Raw genomic sequence first — 20,459 nt, 5'->3', positions numbered from 1 at the left:
CAAAGCGTGAATACCCCCCCTGTAACCGGGCTATAAACCCGGGAGCCAGATTACGGCACCCGGTACCCGGCTTCAGGTAAGGAGGAACGGTAGTTGCCTTTATTCCCGGTAGTCGTAAACGCGCCGGGTTTTCTTTTCGCTACGGGGCAGGGTCCCCAGGGGCACCGCCTCGACTTCGGCCAGGATGCCGATGCGGTTTTTAATCTGGCGCCGGCACTCGGCGGCGACCGTCTCGCCTGCATGGCCGGGGAGGTACTCGATCTTTACCAGCAACCGGTCTTTACCCTGCTCACGGGTTAAGATGAGCTGGTATTCGCTCCCGGCCCCCGGTGTGAGGTGAAGGACATGGTCGACCTGGCCGGGGTAAATATTGACGCCCTTAATTTTAACCATGTCATCGGTTCGCCCCAGGACGCGCTCGATCATGGGGAAAGGCGAGCCGCAGGAACAAGCTTCAACCTTCAGGCAGGTAAGGTCATGGGTACGATAACGCAGCAACGGCATGCCTTCTTTGGTCAAGGTAGTGATGACCAGCTCTCCTATTTCGCCGGGAGGTAGCTGCCTGCCGGTTGCCGGATCAACAACCTCCAGCAAGAGGTGATCCGTCCAGATATGGATACCTTCATGGGCCGGGCAATCGAGGCCGATGCCGGGCCCGTAGATTTCCGTGAGCCCGTATATATCAAAGGTTTCAATGCCCAGGAGTTCTTCGATGCGCCGGCGCATTTTTTCGCCCCAGCGTTCGGAACCCAGGAGGCCCACCCGGAGGGCCAGGCGGTCTTTCAAGCCCCGGCGTTCAATTTCTTCGCCCAGGAAAAGGGCATAGGAAGCGGTGGCCGTCAGGACGGTGGCCTGGAGGTCGACAAGCATTTCCAGTTGTTTTTCCGTATTGCCGGCACCGGTGGGAATGGCCATGGCGCCCAGGTACTCAACCCCGGCCTGGAAACCGATGCCTGCCGTCCAGAGACCGTAACCGGGGGTGATCTGCACCCGGTCGCGGTTGGTGACCCCGGCCAGGGCGAAACAGCGGGCCATCATTTCCGCCCAGGCGGCCACGTCGCCGGCAGTATAGGGTATAATAATGGGTTTCCCGGTGGTGCCTGAGGAGGAATGTATCCGGACTACTTTTTCTTCGGGAACGGCCATGAGTTCCAGGGGCCTGCCGTTGCGTAGCTCCCATTTGTCGGTCATGGGTACCGCTTCCAGGTCGGCCACGGTCCTGACATCGCCCGGCCTGAACCCTGCTTCCGCCAGTTTTTTCCGGTAATAAGGCGAGTTGTCGAAAAGGCGCTGCACCAGGGCCTGTAGGGCCGGTGCCTGCTGCCGGTAAAGGCTTTCGTAATCGTATTGCCCCATATTTACACCTCCAGGGCGCGCCGGCCCAGTTCAAAGGCGCGGCGGTTCATATCGTGGACACCGGCCGGCAGGAGCGTTAAAGCTTCCGCCAGCAGGAGATCGGCAGGAAAGGGCAAATCGAAGTTAGCCAGGCATCCCAGCATGACCAGGTTTAAAGTCCTGGGGCTGCCGGCTTCCCGGGCCAGGGCCAGGGCGTCCAGGCAGCGGCAGCCGGGGAGGTTATTACGCAAATAGGTAAGGATGTCCGTTACGGGATAGGGACTGCGGCCAAGGGAGGAAAGGACAGGTATGACCGGCGCTGTAGAGACCAGGGCCCTGCCGCCGGGTCGCAAATACTTTAAGTTGCGGCAGGCCTCAGCCGGCTCCAGGGCCAGGAGGACGTCTGCCGCGCCGCAGGGGATGAGGGGGCCGGCCTCAGAGACGCCCAGGCGGACGTGGCTGACGACACTGCCCTCCCGCTGGGCCATGCCGATGGTCTCGGCTGTACGTACCGTAAGGCCAGCAGTTACGGCAGCCGACGCCAGGGCACGGGAGGCAAGGATAATTCCCTGGCCGCCTACACCGGCGATGAGAATATCCATTTATACCACCTCCTCTATGGCTGCCGCCGGGCAAATACTGGCGCAAAGGCTGCAGCCGGTACAGGTGGTATTAATCGTCACCAGGCCGTCCGCCGGCACCAGGGCCGGGCAGCCGAGCTCGTTTATACAGGTTTGACAACAGGTGCAGGCCTCTTCATTTACCCGGTAGCGGGTAGCAGCCCTTGTCACCTGGGGACAGGGATGACGGAAGATTAGTACCGCCGGCCCGCGGGCCGCCAGGGCCTGGCGGGCAGCTGCCATAGCGGTTTCAAGGTCCAGGGGATCGGCCGTGATTATTGTCTCGACACCGCAGCCCCTGGCTACGCTGGCGATCTCAACGGCTACCTGATCGCCGGCACCCGCCAGCCCGGGGTGGGATTGGTGTCCCGTCATGGCGGTAGTCTCGTTATCCAGGACGACGACTACCAGGGGGACCTTGAGGTGCACGGCATTGATCAGGGGCGGCAGGCCGGCATGGAAGAAGGTCGAATCGCCGATAAAGGCCACCAGCCGGGTGCCGGGCTGGACCCGTGCCAGGCCCTGGGCCAGCCCTAAACTAGCCCCCATACACAGGCAGGTATCCATGGCGTTCAAGGGCGGCGCTGCTCCCAGGGTATAACAGCCGATGTCGCCGGTAAAAATTACTTCTTGACCCCGGGCCGCCTGTTTTAAGGCATAGAAGGCGCCCCGGTGGGGGCAGCCGGCGCAGAAGAGGGGCGGCCGCGCCGGCAAAGGCGGCGGCGGTGGATAGGCAGGTATCGCCTCTTCTTGCTCCAGCTTTAAAAAGCGGGCCAGGGCGGCGGCAACCCGGTCAACATTAAATTCTCCTTCCCGGGGCAGGTAACCGTCATGCTTGCCGGAAATTTCTACTGCCAGGCGTTGGCGCCAGGCGAGGCTGATGACCTGGTCTTCAATCACCGGCTCCTGCTCTTCGACGATAAGGACCCTTTCCATTTGGTTTAAAAAGCTTTTTACCGGTTCTTCCGGCAGGGGGTAAGGGGTGCCTATTTTCAGCAAGGATAGCTTTAAACCCAGGCGTTTTAAGGCTTCGGTAACGTAAAAAAAGGAAGGGCCGCCGGCAATTACCCCTACAGGGCCTTCGAGCTGCGCCGCATTAAAAGGGCTGGCTGCCAGTTCAGTCCGTGCCCGTTCCTGCTGTTTATTCAACCAGACATGCTGGCGGGCCGCCAGGGAAGGCATTATAACCCACCGGGGGTCTTTAACAAAACCCGGCACCGGCGGCCGCGGCGGGACAGCACTTACCTCAACTTCCTGGCAGGCGTGGCTGACGCGGGTGGTGGTGCGGACGATGACGGGGAGTTGTAAAGTTTCTGAGAGGGTAAAGGCGTATTTAGTCATTTCATAAGCTTCCCGGGGACAGGAGGGGTCCAGGACGGGCAGCTTGGCGAAGCGGGCAAAAAGGCGTGTATCCTGTTCCGTCTGGGAACTGTGAGGGCCGGGATCGTCGGCTACCACCAGGACCAGGCCGCCTTTGACGCCGATATAGGCCAGGCTCATGACGGCATCGGCGGCGACGTTTAAGCCCATCTGCTTCATGCTGGCCAGGGCCCGGGCGCCGGCGTAGGCCGCTCCGGCGGCTATCTCCACGGCGACCTTTTCGTTGACCGACCATTCGGTGTACACCCCGGCTTCAGGGCCGAAATGCATGAGGGTGGTCATTATTTCTGAAGCCGGGGTACCGGGATAAGAAGCAGCCACCCGGATACCGGCTTCCAGGGCTCCCCGGGCAATGGCTTCATTACCCATGAGCAATACCGGCATGTTTTCCTCTCCCTTTGAAAACTAAAAGCACATAAAAATACCGGGCTGCAGCCCGGTTATAGCTTTCCTGCTATCCTCGGCTCTGCTGGCGCTAATCTGGCTAAACTAGGCTCTTCTAAAAAATTGTTTTAAAAAAGTATAGCATAACTCCCGGCAGTGATCCAGTAGAAATTTTAGCGCAGGTTGAAGGGATAAAAAAATGCCGTTCCCGGAGGAACGGCCAGAGTTAGGCCGCCGGCGGGTGACCGGCGGCTTGGGAGAGGAGAAACCGGAGGAAGAGCTCATGGGGGAGGGTTAATAAAATAACCCTAAGCTCTTCATGATGATAAACCTGGAAATCAGGTTTACCATTTACTATTTTGGCTGCCGGCGGGAAATTTTATACATCGGCAGGAAATTTTTTTTGTTTACCAGCCGTTCCGGGAAAGCGAGCAGGCGTTTCATGTTATAATAACTCCAGTGAGGGATTTTTATGGTAAGAATAATTGCCGGCCAGGTCCGCGGTCTTCGCCTGCGTACCCCCGGAGGCCTTGTTACCCGGCCTACGAGTGACCGGGTGCGGGAGGCTTTATTCAACATCCTGGGCGCGAGGGTCATCGACAGCATATTCCTGGATCTTTTTGCCGGAACAGGAGCAGTGGGCCTGGAAGCCCTGAGCCGCGGGGCCAGGGAGGCCGTTTTTATAGAAAAAAACCGCCGGGCCCTTTCCTGCCTGGACGCCAACCTGGCCGCCACCGGCTTTAAAGATAAAGCCCGAATTATAGCTGCCGATGCCCGCCCGGCCCTGGACGTATTGCGCAGGCGAGGGGCGGCCTTCGACCTGATTTATATCGATCCGCCTTATCGCCAGGGCTGGGGCGATATAATTCTGCCGGCAGTCGTTCCCTTGGTAGCGCCGGATGGCATAGTCATACTGGAAACGGCAGCTTCTGAAGCAACGCCGGAAACAGCCGATATGGTATTGTTGAGCAGGAGAATTTATGGTGATACGGCTTTGATTTTTTATCAACGGGCAGGAGGGCTTACTGATGGAGTTCATGAGCATAATCGAAGAAATGGAAAAACTCATTGAAAAAAGTCCCCATATCCCCCTGACAGGCAGGGTTTTCCTGGATGGCGATATACTCCTTGATTACCTGGACCGGTTGCGGACGGCTCTACCCGAAGAATTGCGCCAGGCCCAGTGGATACGCCAGGAGAAGGAACGCTTGCTAGAAGAAGCACGTTTGAAGGCCCGGGACCTTCTGGCGGAAGCGGAAAAGCGGGCCGAAATGATGGCCGGGGAAAATGAGCTGGTACGTAAAGCCAGGGCCCAGGCTACGGAAATTGTGGCGCGGGCCCAGCACCTGGCAGAAGAAATGAAGTCCGGGGCCCTGAGTTATGCCGATGGCCTTTTAGGCCAGCTGGAGACAAGCTTAAACCAGGCCCTCGCCCAGGTACGCCAGGGCCGGCAGGAACTCCAGGCCTATCCGTCCGGGGGAAGTGCCGGCCGGGAAGCGGCAGCAGCTTCAGAAAAGGCGGAGAATCACGGCCGCCGGTAAAGGAAATAGCGGGCGCCAAACCCCAGGGCTGCCAGGAGAAAAAGGAGGAGCATCAGGATAAAGGCATACCATGTATAATGTAACCATAACGTCAACCATGGTGTACCGGGGACCAGGGTATATCCCGGAGCCAGCAGGAGGAGAACTGGCCGGGCCGGCCCCTGGCAGAGCCGGACCAGCAGGGCGGCCAGGAAACCATGGAGGAGCCTGGCGGCGATAAAAGGCCCCAGGCGTAAATCGGTCTGGCTGACCATTGCCGCCACCTGGCCCAGAATGGACAGCCCGGCCCATCCCATAATGAGGCTGATGGCGGCCAGCTGCTCGCTTACCGGGACGGGCGCTTCGCTGGCAATTTTGGCCCCCATGGTCATTTCAAAGATGCCGGCGGCCAGGGCCAGGGACGCTTCCCGGCTTAAACCAAAGGGGCGCCCGGCAAAAAAGAGGATTTTGGCCAGATAACCCAGCACGCCGAGGATGGATGCCACCTGGATGATGACGCTGAATAAAATAATAAAACCGCCAATGGTTATCAAGGTAAGGAAAGAACGGTTGACGGCATCACCCAGGAGCTGGCCCAGGGGACGGCCGTCTTTCTGTTGGGCCCGGACCATTGCCTGCCAGGCCCGCCGGGGTAAAGCCGCGAGGTTGTAGCTTGCCGGGGGAGAAGCCGGTTGCCGGCAGCCGTAAAAACGAAAGAGGGTACCCAGGAAGAAGTTGGCGCCGTAATGGGCACCGGCGAGGACGGGTCCCAGGGCCGGGTCATGAAGCATACCTACAGCCACGGCACCGAGCATGAAGAGGGGGCTGGCATTGCTGGTGAAGCAAATTAACCTTTCCCCTTCAACCCTGGTAACCAGTCCCTGCTGGCGCAACTGGGCTGTGAGGATGGCACTGATGGGAGAACCGGAGGTGTACCCCATGGCCATGACAAAGGCGCCGTTCCCGGGTACATTAAAGAGGGGCCGCATGACGGGTTCCAGGAGAACCCCGAGGAAGTGTACAATACCCAGGCCCATAAAAAGCTGGGAGATAATAAAAAAAGGCAGGAGTGCCGGTACGACAATTTCCCACCAGGCCTTGAGGCCCCGCAGGGCTGCCTGGAAAACATCCTGGGGAAATAAGACAATGGCCAGGGCCAGGACCATAACGGCGGCGACGGTCAGGAAGGGGCCCAGGCCCCGGGCAATGATAAAAACCTGGTGGCGCATAAGGGTCACCCCTCAGGACATCCTGTTATGCAATATACGCGGCAGCAGCTATTTTAGAAGTAAACTTTGTTTTTTAAAGGAAGAACATGTGGGGACATTAACAAAAGCATTGACTTTGACCGGTTTAGCAGTACCATATGTAGTATAGATATTATTGCAGGAGGTTCTTAACCCGTGAAGATTTTAATTTTAAACTGCGGTAGTTCTTCAGTTAAATACCAGCTTTTCGATATGACCAACGAGACGGTCCTGGCCCGGGGGCTCGTTGAAAGGATTGGCTTATCCGGTTCAGTCCTTACCCACCGCCCGGCGGGTAAAGATAAAGTGGTGCGGGAAGCAGAAATTGGCGACCACAAGGTGGCCGTCCGCCTCTGCCTGGAAGCTTTGACCGACGGGGAATATGGAGTTATTAAAGATTACGGCGAAATCGGCGCCGTGGGGCACCGGATTGTCCACGGCGGCGAGTTTTGTGATTCGGTATTAATTACCCGGGAAACAAAGGCCATAATCGGCGACCTGGTAAAACTGGCACCTTTACATAACGGCCCGGGGCTGCTGGGGATTGAAGCCTGCGAGGGTATATTGCCGTCTACACCCCAGGTGGCCGTCTTTGACACGGCTTTTCATCAAACCATGCCTCCCTACGCGTATACCTATAGCCTTCCCTATGATCTCTGCCGGCGCCATCATATCCGCCGCTACGGATTTCACGGCACTTCCCACAAATATGTAGCTTTGAGGGCGGCCGGCCTCGCCGGCCGGCCCCTGGCAGAATTGAAAGTGATTACCTGCCACCTGGGCAATGGTTCCAGCATTACGGCGATAAAAAACGGCAAATCGCTGGATACCAGCATGGGCTTCACGCCCCTGGCCGGCCTGACCATGGGTACTCGCTGCGGCGATATCGACCCGGCCATAGTTACCTTCCTTATGGAAAAGGAAGGCCTTACGCCTGCCGATATGGACCAGCTCATGAACCGTCGATCCGGCGTACTGGGCGTTTCCGGGGTGAGCAGCGACTTCCGGGATATAGAAGACGCCATGGCCGGCGGCAATGAACGGGCCCGCCTGGCGTGGGATATCTTTGTGTATGCGGTAAAAAAATATATTGGCGCCTATACTGCTGCCCTAAACGGCCTCGATGTACTGGTATTTACGGCCGGCCTGGGAGAGAATTCCCCTGCCGTCAGGGAAGCAATATGCCGGGATATGGATTACCTGGGGATTAAGGTCGATGCCGTGAAAAACCAGGTCCGGGGCCAGGAAAAGGATATTTCCGCTGCCGGGTCCAGGGTACGCATCTTTGTTATTCCTACCAACGAAGAATTAATGATCGCCCGGGAAACCTTAGCCGTTGTCCGGGCTGGTTGACACCCGGCCGGACTTTCCGGTATAATCTACACGGTGAATGTGGTGAAAATTGGCGTAGGCGATTTAAAAGCCAGGCCGGGCGGCGAGATCGAATTTAAGTCCCAGGAAAAATGGACCTTTTTATCTACCGTATCCGGCAACATACCTATCGTAGCACCGGTACGTGTGACCGGCAGGGTTACCAACACGGGTAAGATCTTGCTGGTTCAAGGACAGGCGGCCACCACCCTGGAATTAACCTGTGACCGCTGCCTGGAGAAGTACAGGTACCCCGTTGTGGCGCCCCTGGAAGAAGAATACGCCGGGACGACCGCCGGTCAGGACGCGAACGGGGAAAAATGGGACAAGGTGGAAGTGCGGCCCCTGGAGGGAGATTTTATCGACTTAAAGCCGGCGGTAGAAGAAGCCCTCATCCTGGCCCTGCCCATGAAATGGCTTTGCCGGGAAAACTGCCGGGGATTGTGTCCCCATTGCGGCCAGAATTTAAATGAGAGCCAGTGCCGGTGTGATGCCCGGCCGGTTGACCCGCGCCTGGCTGTACTGGGAGAATTGCTACACAAAAAGGAAGGAGAGAACTAGTTTGGGAGTACCGAAAAGAAGAGTTTCCAAAGCCCGGAAAAATAAACGCCGCTCCATTTGGAGCCAGATGTCCCCTCCCTCCCTGGTGGAATGTCCCCAGTGCCACCAGTTGAAGCTCAACCACCGCGTCTGTCCCAGGTGCGGTTACTACAAAGGGCGGGAAGTTATCAAAGTAGCAGAGCAATAAATTTATGATAAAATTCACCGGCAATTATTGCCGGTTTTTTTTACTTGCATAAATCTACCATAACCATTATACTAATACTATGGCCTGGTAATATTAATTGGTACCAGGCACGAGGTGAGATTTTTGGCACGCCGGAAAGGGAATAAAGAAGAGCGCCAGGAGGCCCTGCGCCGTTACCTGCGCAACAACCCTTTCGCCACCGATGAAGAGCTGGCGGAAAAATTTAAAGTCAGCGTACCCACCATACGCCTGGATCGACTGGCCATGGGAATCCCCGAAGTCCGGGAACGCATCATGGCCATGGCCCGGGAAGCCAGGTCGCGGATGCGGGGAGTGACGGAAGAAGAGCTGGTAGGAGATCTGGTGGAACTGCAACCGGGAATCATTGGTATTTCCATCCTGGAGATCACCCCCCAGATGCTGGTCCATCCGGCCGGCGTTGCCCGCGGTCATTATCTTTTTGCCCAGGCCCATACCCTGGCCCTGGCGACGGTGGGTGCGGAGGTGGTCCTGACCAGCAGCGCCAGGGTTCGCTACCGGCGACAGGTATACGGCGGTGAGCGGGTTATTGCCAGGGCCATGGTCAAAGTTAAAAAGGATCAAACCTGCCTGGTATCAGTTCATTCCCGGGTTAACGGGGAGATCGTTTTTAAAGGCCAGTTTATAATTTTAACTCTTGAGAATATAAAAGGCAGCCAGCCATAAGGCGCAGGCAATATAATACGGAGGCGGGAATGATTGCGAATAGCCGTTGATGCCATGGGGGGCGATTATGCTCCCGGGGAAATTATCCGCGGGGCGGTGGCCGCTGCCAGGGAAAAGATAGCTGAAATTATCCTGGTAGGAGACAAAAGGCGACTGGAACCAGAACTTGATTCCTTAAATCCCCCCGTCGATTTAGAAATTGTTCATACGGAACAGTTTGTGGAGATGGATGAACAGCCGGCCCTGGCGCTGCGGCGCAAGCGGGAAGCTTCAATAATGGTTGCCACCCGCCTGGTCAAGGAAGGAGGGGCGGCAGCTGTTGTTTCCGCCGGCAGTACCGGGGCCCAGATGGCGGCATCCCTCCTGGTTTTGGGCCGCAGCGGCAAGATCCAGCGACCGGCCATCGCCACGATAATTCCTACCCTGAAAGGCCCCAAACTGTTACTTGACGCCGGGGCCAACGTCGATTGCCGGCCTGAACACCTCTATGAGTTTGCTTTAATGGGCAATGTTTACGCGTCCAGGGTAATGGGAATTCGCGAGCCCCGGGTGGGGCTCCTCAATATCGGCACCGAGGCCTGCAAGGGAAATGAACAGACCCTGGGAGCTTACAACCTGTTAAAGGGTGCGCCCGTTAACTTTACCGGTAATATTGAAGGACGGGATATTTTTGCCGGCGATACAGATGTAATTGTATGTGACGGGTTTGTAGGCAACGTGCTGTTGAAGTCCGGTGAAGGCATGGCCCAGGCCCTTATGACCATGATGGCGCGAGAAATGAAAAACAACTTCCGGTCCAGGATCGGGGCAGTCCTGGTCTTGCCTTCTTTACGAAACTTGAAGCGGCAGGTGGATTATACCGAATACGGCGGTGCCCCTCTCCTGGGCGTCCAGGGCGTCAGTATCATCTGTCACGGCAGTTCCAATGCCCGGGCTATAAAAAATGCCGTCAGGGTAGCCGTTCGCTGTGTTGAGCAGGGACTGGTAACAGGTCTGGGGCAGTTGCCGGCTCTTAACAGTGACGGGGAGGGAGTTAAATGCAAGCCCTGTTAAGGCCCGTCGGGATTACGGGGACCGGTTCCTGCTTGCCGGAACGCGTCCTGACCAATCGTGAGCTGGAAAAGATGGTAGATACAAGCGATGAATGGATCCGTACCCGGACCGGTATCCTGGAACGGCGAATAGCTGATCCGGATACGGCTGCTTCCGACCTGGCCGTACCGGCGGCGGCAAGGGCCCTGGCTATGGCCGGGCTGGCGGCAGAAACTGTTGATTTAATTATTGTCGCTACCGTAACCCCGGATACCCTTTTCCCCGCTACGGCCTGCCTGGTCCAGGAACACCTGGGGGCTAAAGGAGCGGCCGCCTTTGACCTTTCAGCGGGCTGCAGCGGTTTTATTTATGCCCTGGCAGCCGCCGGCCAGTTCATTGCTACCGGGGTTTACCGGGCGGCCCTGGTGATCGGCGTTGAGATCCTGAGTAAAATTATCAACTGGCAGGACCGCAGCACCTGCGTCCTTTTCGGGGACGGCGCCGGCGCCGTCGTCCTCCAGGCCGTGCCGCCGGGGGAAGGAATCCTGGGCCTGCACCTGGGAGCCGACGGCAGCGGCGGGTCCCTGCTCAGCATCCCGGCCGGGGGATCGCGCCTGCCGGCAACCTTCAATACCATCGAAAACCAATTGCATACTATTCATATGAACGGCCCGGAGGTTTTTAAATTTGCCGTTCGGGTTATGGGCGAGGCTTCCCTTAAAGCCCTGGAGCAGGCGGGTTTAAAGAAAGAAGATGTGGATTTTTTAATCCCCCACCAGGCCAACATGCGCATCATCGAAGCAGCCACCAGGCGCCTGGGGCTGGCGCGGGAAAAAGTTTACGTTAACCTGGACCGCTACGGTAATATGTCCAGCGCTTCCATCCCGGTGGCCCTGGATGAAGCCTGCCGGGAAGGCAGGCTCAAGCGCGGCGATAAAGTGGTGCTGGTGGCCTTTGGCGCCGGTCTCACCTGGGGGGCCGCGGTCTTAAACTGGAGCCTGGCAAGCGCGGAAAGGAGTTGACTTTATGCTGCATACCGGCCTTTGCGATCTCCTGGGTATTAATTATCCTATCCTCCAGGGCGGCATGGCCTGGGTGGCTACCGGCGAGCTGGCGGCTGCGGTTTCCGCGGCCGGGGGCCTCGGGATTATCGGCGCCGGCAATGCGCCGCCGGAAGCAGTCCACCAGGAGATCCGCAAGGTGCGCGAACGGACAGATCGTCCCTTCGGCGTTAATGTTTACTATATGTCACCCTATGTGGAAGAGCTCATTGAACTGGTATGTGCCGAAAAGGTACCGGTGGTTACTACCGGTGCCGGCAACCCCGGCAAACACCTGCCCAAATTGAAGGCCGCCGGTGTAAAAGTAATCCCGGTGGTAGCTTCGGTGGCCCTGGCCAAAAGGTTGGAACGTCTGGGGGTGGATGCCCTTATTGCCGAAGGCATGGAATGTGGCGGCCATATCGGGGAAATTGCCACCATGCCGCTGGTGCCCCAGATTGTTGATGCCGTACATATTCCCGTAATTGCCGCCGGCGGTATTGCCGACGGCCGCGGCCTGGCGGCGGCCCTGGCCCTGGGGGCGGCCGGGGTGCAGATGGGAACCCGCTTTATCTGCTCCGAAGAATGTACCGTCCATCCCAATTACAAAGAGGCCGTCTTAAAAGCCGGGGACCGGGATGCCGTTGTGACCGGCATGCCGGGGCATTACGTCCGGGTGCTTAAGAATAAATTAACCCGCCAGTTTGAAGAGCTAGCCGCCCGGGGTGCCTCCTGGGAAGAAATGGACCGCCTGGGTACAGGCAAGCTCCGGGCCGCAGTAATAGAAGGCGATGTGGTATACGGTTCCCTGATGGCCGGCCAGAGTGCAGCCCTGGTACGGGAAATTAAACCGGCGGCGGCAATAATCGCAGAAGTGGTGGCTGAAGCAGAAGCGATCATCTCCCACCTGGGCAAGCTGGTGAGGTAAAAATAGGAGTTTTTTTGGAGGATTTCCTTATGTCAGGTATAGTCTTTGTCTTCCCCGGCCAGGGTTCCCAGTATGTAGGTATGGGGCAGGAGCTGGCCGCCCACTATCCCGAAGCGGCGGCCGTTTTCCAGGAGGCGGAAGCTGCCCTGGGATGGCCGGTGGATAGGCTCTGTTTTAACGGGCCGGCTGAAGAGCTTACCCGTACGGAAAACACCCAGCCGGCGGTATTGACGGTAAGCGTAGCCTGCTGTCGCGTTTTAGAAGCCCGAGGGATCAAGCCCGCAGCGGTAGCCGGCCACAGCCTGGGCGAGTACAGCGCCCTGGTGGCCGCCGGCAGCCTCACCTTTAGGGAAGCAGTCAAGCTGGTGGCCAAAAGGGCGCAGCTCATGGCCACGGCCGTACCGGCCGGCCGGGGCGGTATGGTGGCCGTGCTGGGCCTGGAATCCGAAAAAGTAGCCGCTCTCTGCCGGGAGGTAAAGGAAGGTACAGCCGAGGCGGCGAACTTCAACGCCCCGGGTCAGGTGGTAGTTGCCGGTGACCGGGAGGGCCTGGAGACACTGTCTTCCCTGGCCAAGGAGGCAGGAGCCAGGAGGGTAGTACCCCTCCAGGTGAGCGGTCCCTTTCATTCCAGCCTGATGGCACCGGCCGCCCGGGAACTGGCCATCTATTTAAACCAGATTCCCCTGGAAGACCCCCGGGTACCCGTCGTAAGCAATGTTACCGCAGACTATGTATACACGGCGGACCAGGTAAGGGAAAACCTGATCAAGCAGGTAGACAGCCCGGTGCGATGGGAGGAAAGTGTCCGCCGCCTGCTGGCCGGTGGTTACCGCACCTTTATCGAAGTTGGGCCGGGTAATGTCCTGGGCGGGCTCATCAAACGCATCGACCGCCAGACCATTATCGGCCAGGTAGAAAATCTGGAGACCCTGGATAAAACCCTTGCTTTACTGCAGGAGGCTAAATAAAATGGAATTGCAGGATCAGGTAGCAATCGTCACCGGCGCCTCCCGGGGGATCGGCCGGGCTACGGCCCTGCGCCTGGCCGGGGCCGGTGCCAGGGTGGTGGTCAATTATGCCCACCAGGCCGGGGCGGCTGAGGAAGTAGTGGCTGCCATCGAGGACGGCGGCGGCCGCGCCATTGCCGTTCCTGCCGATGTGGGTGATTACCAGGGAGCCAAAAAATTAATCCAGACAACCATAGAAAATTTTGGCCGGGTGGATATCCTGGTCAATAACGCCGGCATATCCCGGGATAACCTTATTGCCCGCTTGAAGCCGGAAGACTGGGATGCCGTTCTCCGGACCAACCTGACCGGCGTATTCAACTGCTGCCAGGCCGCCTTGAAGCCGATGCTCCGCCAGCGTTACGGGCGCATTATCAACCTGACTTCGGTCGTAGGCCTGCGCGGCAATGCCGGCCAGGTGAATTACGCAGCGGCCAAGGCCGGGGTTATCGGCTTTACCAGGGCCCTGGCTAAAGAGGTGGCGTCGCGGGGTATCCTGGTTAATGCCGTCGCCCCGGGTTTTGTCACGACGGATATGACGGCGGCTTTAAACGAGACGGCCCGGGAAGAATTTTACCGCCATATTCCCCTGGGGCGCCCCGGCGAGCCGGAGGAAATAGCCGAGGTTATTTTTTTCCTGGCTTCACCAGGGGCCAGGTATATTACCGGCCAGGTCCTGGTTGTTGACGGCGGGTTAACCCTGGCCCTGTAGCCGGGCTAAAGTGGGGTACTCCTGCCGCCGGTGGAGAGGTGAAAATACACCTCTCCCATCCCATAAAAAAGGAGGTGAGGCCTGTGGAGATTTTTGAAAGGATCAGGGCTATTGTAGCCGAACAGCTGGGGGTAGAGGAAGACGAAATTACCATGGAAACTTCCTTTGATGATTTAAATGCCGATTCCCTGGATATCGTGGAACTTATCATGGCCCTGGAAGAGGAATTCGACCTGGAAATTCCCGATGAGGATGCAGAAAAGCTGACGACAGTGGGGGCCGCCGTAGCTTATATTAAAGAACATGCCAGCAAGTAAAACCTGAAAAGGAAGTCCCGTGCTTTAGCGGGACTTCCCCTTATAGAATGGGGGATAGCTTTGCAGAAACGTGTCGTCATAACCGGCCTGGGAGCCATTTCCCCCGTGGGTACCGGGAAAGAAAAATTCTGGCAGGCCCTGGTGGCGGGGCAGTCGGGCATCGGGCCCATCACCCGCTTTGATGCCGGGGAAATGGCCGTCAGGTTTGCCGGTGAAGTAAGGGATTTTGAACCGGGAGATTTCTTTGATCGCAAAGAGGCCCGCCGCATGGATCGTTTTACCCAGTATGCGGTAGCGGCGGCGCGGATGGCGGTCGAAGACGCCGGCCTCGACCTGGAAAAAGAAGACCGGGACCGGGTAGGGGTTATCTTTGCCACGGGTATCGGTGGTATGGAAACCTTTGAAGAACAAACCCGGGTCCTGATGGAAAAAGGTCCCGGCAGGGTCAGTCCCTTTTTTGTCCCCATGATGATCGCCAATATGGCCGCCGGGCAAATCTCTATTAATTTAGGTGCCCGCGGGGTAAACTTTACGGTAGTCAATGCCTGCGCTTCCGGGGGCAATGCCATCGGCGAGGCCTTCCGCATCCTGCAGCGGGGCGACGCCGATGTGATTATCACAGGCGGCAGCGAGGCCAGTGTGACTCCCCTGACGGTGGCCGGCTTTGCGGCCATGAAGGCCCTGTCGACTCGCAATGAGGAGCCGGAAAAGGCCAGCCGTCCCTTCGACCGGGGCCGGGACGGTTTTGTCCTGGGTGAGGGCGCGGGGGTAATGGTCCTGGAAACCCTGGAACATGCCACAGCCCGGGGCGCCCGCATCTACGCGGAAGTAGCCGGCTATGGCTGCACGGCCGACGCTTATCATATTACAGCCCCATCCCCCGACGGGGCAGCGGCAAGCCACGCCATGGCCCTGGCCCTCCGGGATGCAGGTTTACAGCCGGAAGATATTGACTATATCAATGCCCACGGTACTTCTACCGAGCTCAACGACCGCCAGGAAACCCTGGCCATCAAAAAGATTTTTGGCGACCATGCCTACCGGGTGGCCATTAGTTCAACCAAGTCAATGACCGGGCATCTCCTGGGGGCTGCCGGTGCCATTGAACTGGTGGCCACGGCCCTGGCAGTGCATACCGGCGTAATCCCACCGACCATTAATTACGAAGAGCCGGACCCCGACTGCGACCTGGATTACGTACCCAACGCGGCCCGGCAGGCGCAGGTAAGGGCGGCCCTCTCCAACTCCTTTGGCTTCGGTGGACATAACGTCACCGTGGTGCTGCGTAAAATATAGCCGGGGATACCGGTAAACTGCCGACACATTATACCCGGGACTTGCAGTTAAAAGGCAGGTTAAGACGTTGGACAACAAAAGACGGGAGCAGTTGCAGCAGTTTTTGTACCGTTTTCATCTAGGTATTGAAGGTTTGGAAGAACTAAATACGGCCCTGATCCATCCTACCTACGCCTATGAACACCAGCTACCACGCGACAACCAGCGGCTGGAGTTCCTGGGCGATGCCGTCTTGGGACTGGTGATTACAACCTATCTTTATCAAGAATTTCCCGATCTGCCGGAAGGGGACCTGACCCGCATGCGGGCGGCCATCGTCTGCGAGGCGAGCCTGGCTAAAGTCGCCCGGCAGATCAACCTGGGGGAATTGCTTCTCTTGGGGCTGGGAGAAGAAAACAGCGGGGGACGTAGCCGCTCATCCAACCTGGCCGATGCCCTGGAGGCAGTAATCGGGAGCCTCTACCTGGTCGGGGGGCTGAAAACGGCCTGGGATTTTATCCTGCAGGTTTTTACCCCGGCCCTGGAGGTACTTAAAGACACCAGCGTTATTGACAGCAAATCGGCCCTGCAGGAATTAATCCAGCAGAGGGGTCCGGAAAACGTTACTTATAAAATACTGGCAGAATGGGGACCGGATCACGCCAGGCACTATAAAGCCGGCGTATTTTTCCAGAACCGCCTCCTGGCTACCGGCGAAGGCCACAGCAAGAAAGAGGCCGAACAGGAAGCCGCCCGGGCTGCCCTGGCTTTAATAAAGATCCAGGGTTAATCCGCAATTTAATTTTTTCTGTTCATTCTATCAGGAAGGAATTGGCGTTTCTGTGTCGAATAAGTTATGGGTTCAAAGGGCGGTAAAAATGGGGAGGAGGAAGCAATGGAGGTCCTAAAAGTTTCGGCCCAGTCCAATCCCAAAGCCGTAGCTGGAGCCCTGGCAGCCGTCTTCCGCCAGTACGGTAAGGCCGAAGTCCAGGCCGTGGGGGCAGGGGCAGTAAACCAGGCCGTGAAGGCCATAGCCATTGCCCGGGGCTTTATTGCCCCCAATGGCATCGACCTGGTAATGATCCCGGCTTTTGCAGAAATTAACATCAATGGTGAAGAAAGAACCGCAATTAAATTTATTGTCGAGCCCCGCTAAAGGGTGGCGGCAAACTGCTCTCCGAGCAGTTTTCTTTATTTCATTCTGGAGGGAGAAATGTATCTTAAGTTTGTTGAGATCCAGGGTTTCAAAACCTTTGTCGACCGGGTTAAACTGGAAATCGGCCCGGGTTTGACGGCCATCGTCGGCCCCAACGGCAGCGGCAAGAGCAACATCGCCGATGCCATCCTCTGGGTCCTTGGGGAACAGAGCGCCCGGGCTTTACGTGGGGCGCGCATGGACGACGTGATTTTTGCCGGAAGTGAACAACGGCGTCCGGTGGGCATGGCGGAAGTAACTTTACACCTCGATAACAGCGACGGCAGTTTGCCCCTGGCCTACCGGGAAATAGCCGTTACCCGGCGTTTTTTTCGTTCCGGTGAGGGCGAATATTACATTAACAAGGTTCCCTGCCGGCTGCGGGATATCCAGGAGCTATTCCTCGATACCGGTTCCGGCCGGGGGGGCCTGGCCATTGTCGGCCAGGGCCGCCTGGAAGAGGTTCTTTCAGCCCGGCCGGAGGAACGGCGGGCGGTACTCGAGGAAGTGGCCGGCATTGCCCGCTATCGCTGGCGGAAAAAAGAAGCGGAGCAGCGCCTGGAAAGCGTCGAACAGGACTTATTACGCCTTAATGATTTAATCGCCGAGCTTAAAGAGCAGCTGGAACCGGCGGCGGCCGAAGCGTACCGGGCAAGGCGTTACCAGAAATTAAGCCGGTTTTTGCAACTTGTGGAACTCATCCTCAAAGCTAGTGAAATTGAAGAAACGAGACGCCGCCGGCAGCGCAGCCGGGAGCGTTTACATTCCCTGGCCGCCGGCGTGGAGGAGATGAAGGCTTCGGAAGAACAGGTCCGGCTAAGGGCCAGGGAATTGGAGGAGCAGCACCAGAAGTCCCTGGCCGAGGGGCAAAATTGCCAGCGAGAACTGCAAAGTTTAAGGGAGCGGCTGGTCAGTACCCGGGGGGAAATAAACCTGATCCGGGAAAAGCTGGCCGAACTGGCCCGGCAGCAGGAGGAGGATGCCAGCCGGCAGCTCCAGCTGGAAGAGGAAAAAGTTAATTTAGCGGCTGCCCTGGCCGCGCTAGACCGGGAAAGGGAAGAAAACAACCGGGAACAGGCCCGGTTGGAGCAGGAGATAATAAAGGGGCGGGAAGAGCAGGAAAAACTCCAGGCGGAAGCCCGGGAGCTGGCCGCAGAGGTGGAGAAAGTAAGGAGCCAGCTATTTCAAGTTGCCCATGAACGTTCCGGATGTCGTAATGAACTGGTGCGGCTGGAGGAAAAGGGGGCGGCCATAGAACGGCTGTTAGAGCACAAGCGGCGCCAGCTCCAGGAATGGCAGCAGGAAAGGGAAAAGTTACTGGAACAACTGAAGGCCGGACAGGAACAACTGCAGCATTTGGAAGAAGAGCTAAAAAGGCTGGAAGATAGAAAGACCGCCCTGGAAATAGAAATGCAGTTGAAGGAAGGAGAACTTACCGCCTGTGAAAAGGAACTGGCCAGCTGGAAAGAACGCCAGCGTGCCCTGGCGGTACAATTAAAGGTTTTACGTCAATCCCAGGCCGACTATGAAGGTTTCGCGGAAGGCGTGAAATTCATCCTCCAGGCCGGGAAAAGGGGAGAAGCTGCCTGTGCCGGCGTCCTGGGGGTAGTGGTAGAAAAGCTGGCGGTTCCGGCCGAGCTCACCCGGGCCGTAGAAGTAGCCCTGGGCGGGGCGGCCCAGCAGGTCCTGGTACGGACGGCGGCCGAAGCGGAAGCCGTGATCCAGTTCCTCAAAGCCCGGGGCCGGGGACGGGTAACCATCTTGCCCCTGGCATGGCTGGAGCCGCGCCGGTGGCCGGCCTGGGCCGGCTGGGTTTTAAAAGAGCCCGGGGTCCTGGGGATTGCGGCCGAACTCGTCCGGTGCGAGGCGGAAGTGAGGCCGGCGGTGGACTACCTCCTGGGACAGGTCCTGATTGTGGACGGCATCCGTCGCGCCGTGTCCCTGGGCGAGCGCCTCAGGCCGCCCGTGCGCCTGGTTACCCTGGAAGGGGAAGTGATCCAGCCCCGGGGGCCGGTAACAGGGGGGACTGCCGGGCAAAAGGGCGGTTATCTCCAGCGGAGCCTGGCCATCCGGCAGGGTGAGGCCGAGCTGGCCGGACTGGCAACTAAAATAAAGGAGGCCCGGAAACAGCAGGAACAGCTGCAGGAAATACTGGCCGCAGACCGGCAGGAGTACCATGGGGTGTCAGAAGGGCTTGTTACCTGCCGGGGACGGCTCCATAATTTGCTGCAACGCTTGAGTGAGCGCCGGGAAGACCTGGCCCGCCTGGAGGAAAAGATAGCCACCCTTGAGGAAGAGCTGGCGCAAAGCACCGGCGGTTCCCTGGACCTTGACAAAGAACGGGCGGAAAAACAAGAACTCCTGGACCGGCTGGCAGACCTGGAAGGCCGGTTAAACCTCCAGTTGACCGCCCTCCAGGAGCGAGAGGCGGTTTGCCGGCAGCAGATTGCTTCCTGCCGGCAGGACCTGGCAGTCAATGAAGCCCGGCTCCAGGCTATAATCAATGCCGGACAACAATTAAGCCTCCGGGAAAGGGAACTGGCCCGGCGGCAGGAAAAATGGCAGCGACAACAGGAAGAACTGGCTGCCCGCAGGGCGCCTGCAGCTGCCCTGGAAAGTGAATGCAAGGCTAACCTGGAAAAACTTATCGGCGAAGAAGACCGGCTCCAGGAGGCCTGCCGGCAGGCCACGTCAGTGTTGGCGCGCCTGGAAGAAGAGAACGCTGCCCGGGCCGGCAGGCAGGAAGAGCTGGACCGGGAACTGGAAAGGATACAGGCCCAGAAAGAAAAAATCCTTGCCCGCCGGCAGCAGGAAGAGATCAATTTGGCCCTTTTGGAAACAACCCTGGCCAACGGCCTTGCCGAGCTGGAGGAACGCTACGGGCCGCAATGGGAGGTAGAACTGGCAAAACCCCGCCCCCGGCTACAAAAAAAAGCAGTAGCCGTACGGGAACGCGTAAAAGAACGGCTGTCAAGCTTTGGGGAGGTTAATCCGGGTGCTGTTGCGGCATATGAACGTTTAAAGGGCCGCGTTGACGAACTGGAGGGCCAGAAACAGGACCTGGAGGAAGGCCGGGCGGCCCTCCTCCAGGTAATTAACGAGATGGAGCGGTTGATGGCCCGGCAGCTAAAAGCCACTTTTACAGCGGTTCAGGAGCATTTTGTTGCCATCTTCCATGAACTTTTTGACGGCGGTGAAGCCCGCCTGGAACTGACGGACGGCCAGGATATCCTGGCCGCCGGCCTGGAAATTATTGCCCGGCCGCCGGGTAAAAAACCCCAGCATCTAACCCTCCTCTCGGGTGGAGAAAAGGCCCTGACAGCCGTGGCCTTCATCTTCGCCCTGCTCAAGGTCAAACCCGGCGCTTTTTGTATCTTTGACGAGGTGGACACAGCCCTGGATGAAGCGAATGTGGAGCGTTTTGCCCGGATGCTGCGCCAGTTCGCGGAACGGACGCAAATTATCGTTATCACCCACCGCCAGGGCACCATGGCCGCAGCCGATGTCCTCTACGGTGTGACCATGACGGAACAGGGCGTCTCCCGCCTGGTTTCGGTAAAGCTGGAGCAACTGCCGGCGTAAAAATATTGGAGCTCATACATTTACGGTGCGGAAACGCCATCCCCCGGGGGTATCCCCGGGA

Annotated in this window: 20 protein-coding genes; 16 read left to right on the top strand and 4 right to left on the bottom strand. The window is 58.1% G+C overall.

The annotated features are described in order from the left end of the window. Positions 1-99: 99 nt before the first annotated feature. The 3 genes from NWF31_RS13855 to iorA are packed head-to-tail and all read right to left on the bottom strand — an operon-like array spanning position 100 to position 3,719. A complete protein-coding gene (locus tag NWF31_RS13855) occupies positions 100-1,356 on the bottom strand; it encodes a phenylacetate--CoA ligase (RefSeq protein ID WP_258361094.1) in 1,257 nt (418 codons plus the stop codon). A gap of 2 nt (positions 1,357-1,358) precedes the next feature. Further along, entirely contained in the window at positions 1,359-1,937 is a 579-nt protein-coding gene (locus NWF31_RS13850; RefSeq protein WP_258361093.1) for an indolepyruvate oxidoreductase subunit beta, read from the bottom strand. After that, positions 1,938-3,719 carry an indolepyruvate ferredoxin oxidoreductase subunit alpha gene (iorA, locus tag NWF31_RS13845; RefSeq protein WP_258361092.1) on the bottom strand — a complete coding sequence of 594 codons (1,782 nt, stop codon included), beginning with the start codon at positions 3,717-3,719 and terminating at the stop codon, positions 1,938-1,940. It abuts the gene before it with no gap. 472 nt (positions 3,720-4,191) lie between these two features. Between iorA and rsmD the strand changes: the two genes are divergently transcribed. Then, positions 4,192-4,791: a 16S rRNA (guanine(966)-N(2))-methyltransferase RsmD gene (gene rsmD, locus NWF31_RS13840; RefSeq protein ID WP_258361091.1), complete on the top strand. Its 600-nt coding sequence runs from the start codon at positions 4,192-4,194 to the stop codon at positions 4,789-4,791. Continuing rightward, positions 4,748-5,260 (top strand): ATPase, encoded by a 513-nt coding sequence (locus tag NWF31_RS13835; protein ID WP_258361090.1) that lies wholly within the window; start codon positions 4,748-4,750, stop codon positions 5,258-5,260. The genes rsmD and NWF31_RS13835 overlap by 44 nt, the downstream gene beginning before the upstream one ends. Here NWF31_RS13835 and ylbJ read toward each other — a convergent pair. Next, the gene (ylbJ, locus tag NWF31_RS13830) at positions 5,245-6,468 is read right to left on the bottom strand and encodes a sporulation integral membrane protein YlbJ (RefSeq protein ID WP_258361089.1); all 1,224 of its coding nucleotides are present in this window, start codon (positions 6,466-6,468) and stop codon (positions 5,245-5,247) included. The genes NWF31_RS13835 and ylbJ overlap by 16 nt on opposite strands. 174 nt (positions 6,469-6,642) lie before the next feature. Here ylbJ and NWF31_RS13825 point away from each other — a divergent pair, with 174 nt between their 5' ends. From NWF31_RS13825 to smc, 14 genes are all read left to right on the top strand, one after another. Then, positions 6,643-7,839 carry an acetate/propionate family kinase gene (locus tag NWF31_RS13825; RefSeq protein WP_258361088.1) on the top strand — a complete coding sequence of 399 codons (1,197 nt, stop codon included), beginning with the start codon at positions 6,643-6,645 and terminating at the stop codon, positions 7,837-7,839. Positions 7,840-7,881: 42 nt separating this feature from the next. Next, on the top strand, positions 7,882-8,418 hold the full coding sequence (locus NWF31_RS13820; RefSeq protein WP_258361087.1) for a YceD family protein: 537 nt from the start codon (positions 7,882-7,884) through the stop codon (positions 8,416-8,418). A 1-nt stretch (position 8,419) separates the two neighbouring features. Next, on the top strand, positions 8,420-8,605 hold the full coding sequence (gene rpmF / locus NWF31_RS13815; RefSeq protein WP_258361086.1) for a 50S ribosomal protein L32: 186 nt from the start codon (positions 8,420-8,422) through the stop codon (positions 8,603-8,605). A 123-nt stretch (positions 8,606-8,728) separates the two neighbouring features. Continuing rightward, positions 8,729-9,310 (top strand): transcription factor FapR, encoded by a 582-nt coding sequence (gene fapR, locus NWF31_RS13810; protein ID WP_258361085.1) that lies wholly within the window; start codon positions 8,729-8,731, stop codon positions 9,308-9,310. Between the two features lie 33 nt (positions 9,311-9,343). After that, positions 9,344-10,363, top strand: coding sequence for a phosphate acyltransferase PlsX (gene plsX / locus NWF31_RS13805; RefSeq protein WP_258361084.1), 1,020 nt, complete (start codon positions 9,344-9,346; stop codon positions 10,361-10,363). Beyond that, on the top strand, positions 10,348-11,364 hold the full coding sequence (locus NWF31_RS13800; RefSeq protein ID WP_258361083.1) for a beta-ketoacyl-ACP synthase III: 1,017 nt from the start codon (positions 10,348-10,350) through the stop codon (positions 11,362-11,364). The genes plsX and NWF31_RS13800 overlap by 16 nt, the downstream gene beginning before the upstream one ends. Before the next feature lie 4 nt (positions 11,365-11,368). Beyond that, complete coding sequence (gene fabK, locus NWF31_RS13795) at positions 11,369-12,310, top strand: enoyl-[acyl-carrier-protein] reductase FabK (RefSeq protein WP_258361082.1); 942 nt, start codon at positions 11,369-11,371, stop codon at positions 12,308-12,310. 29 nt (positions 12,311-12,339) lie between these two features. Next, entirely contained in the window at positions 12,340-13,278 is a 939-nt protein-coding gene (gene fabD / locus NWF31_RS13790) for an ACP S-malonyltransferase (RefSeq protein WP_258361081.1), read from the top strand. Position 13,279: 1 nt separating this feature from the next. Then, complete coding sequence (fabG, locus tag NWF31_RS13785; RefSeq protein ID WP_258361080.1) at positions 13,280-14,029, top strand: 3-oxoacyl-[acyl-carrier-protein] reductase; 750 nt, start codon at positions 13,280-13,282, stop codon at positions 14,027-14,029. An 83-nt stretch (positions 14,030-14,112) separates the two neighbouring features. Next, positions 14,113-14,346 carry an acyl carrier protein gene (acpP, locus tag NWF31_RS13780; RefSeq protein WP_258361079.1) on the top strand — a complete coding sequence of 78 codons (234 nt, stop codon included), beginning with the start codon at positions 14,113-14,115 and terminating at the stop codon, positions 14,344-14,346. A 60-nt stretch (positions 14,347-14,406) separates the two neighbouring features. After that, positions 14,407-15,642: a beta-ketoacyl-ACP synthase II gene (gene fabF, locus NWF31_RS13775; RefSeq protein ID WP_258361078.1), complete on the top strand. Its 1,236-nt coding sequence runs from the start codon at positions 14,407-14,409 to the stop codon at positions 15,640-15,642. A 67-nt stretch (positions 15,643-15,709) separates the two neighbouring features. Beyond that, positions 15,710-16,411: a ribonuclease III gene (gene rnc, locus NWF31_RS13770; RefSeq protein WP_258361077.1), complete on the top strand. Its 702-nt coding sequence runs from the start codon at positions 15,710-15,712 to the stop codon at positions 16,409-16,411. Between the two features lie 105 nt (positions 16,412-16,516). Continuing rightward, on the top strand, positions 16,517-16,777 hold the full coding sequence (locus NWF31_RS13765) for a stage V sporulation protein S (RefSeq protein WP_054937431.1): 261 nt from the start codon (positions 16,517-16,519) through the stop codon (positions 16,775-16,777). Between the two features lie 57 nt (positions 16,778-16,834). Next, entirely contained in the window at positions 16,835-20,398 is a 3,564-nt protein-coding gene (gene smc, locus NWF31_RS13760) for a chromosome segregation protein SMC (protein ID WP_258361076.1), read from the top strand. The last annotated feature ends 61 nt before the right edge of the window (positions 20,399-20,459 follow it).

Source organism: Neomoorella sulfitireducens (assembly GCF_024733845.1).
Taxonomy (GTDB): Bacteria; Bacillota; DSM-521; order Neomoorellales; family Neomoorellaceae; genus Neomoorella; species Neomoorella sulfitireducens.
This window is presented reverse-complemented; position numbering and strand designations above follow the sequence as displayed.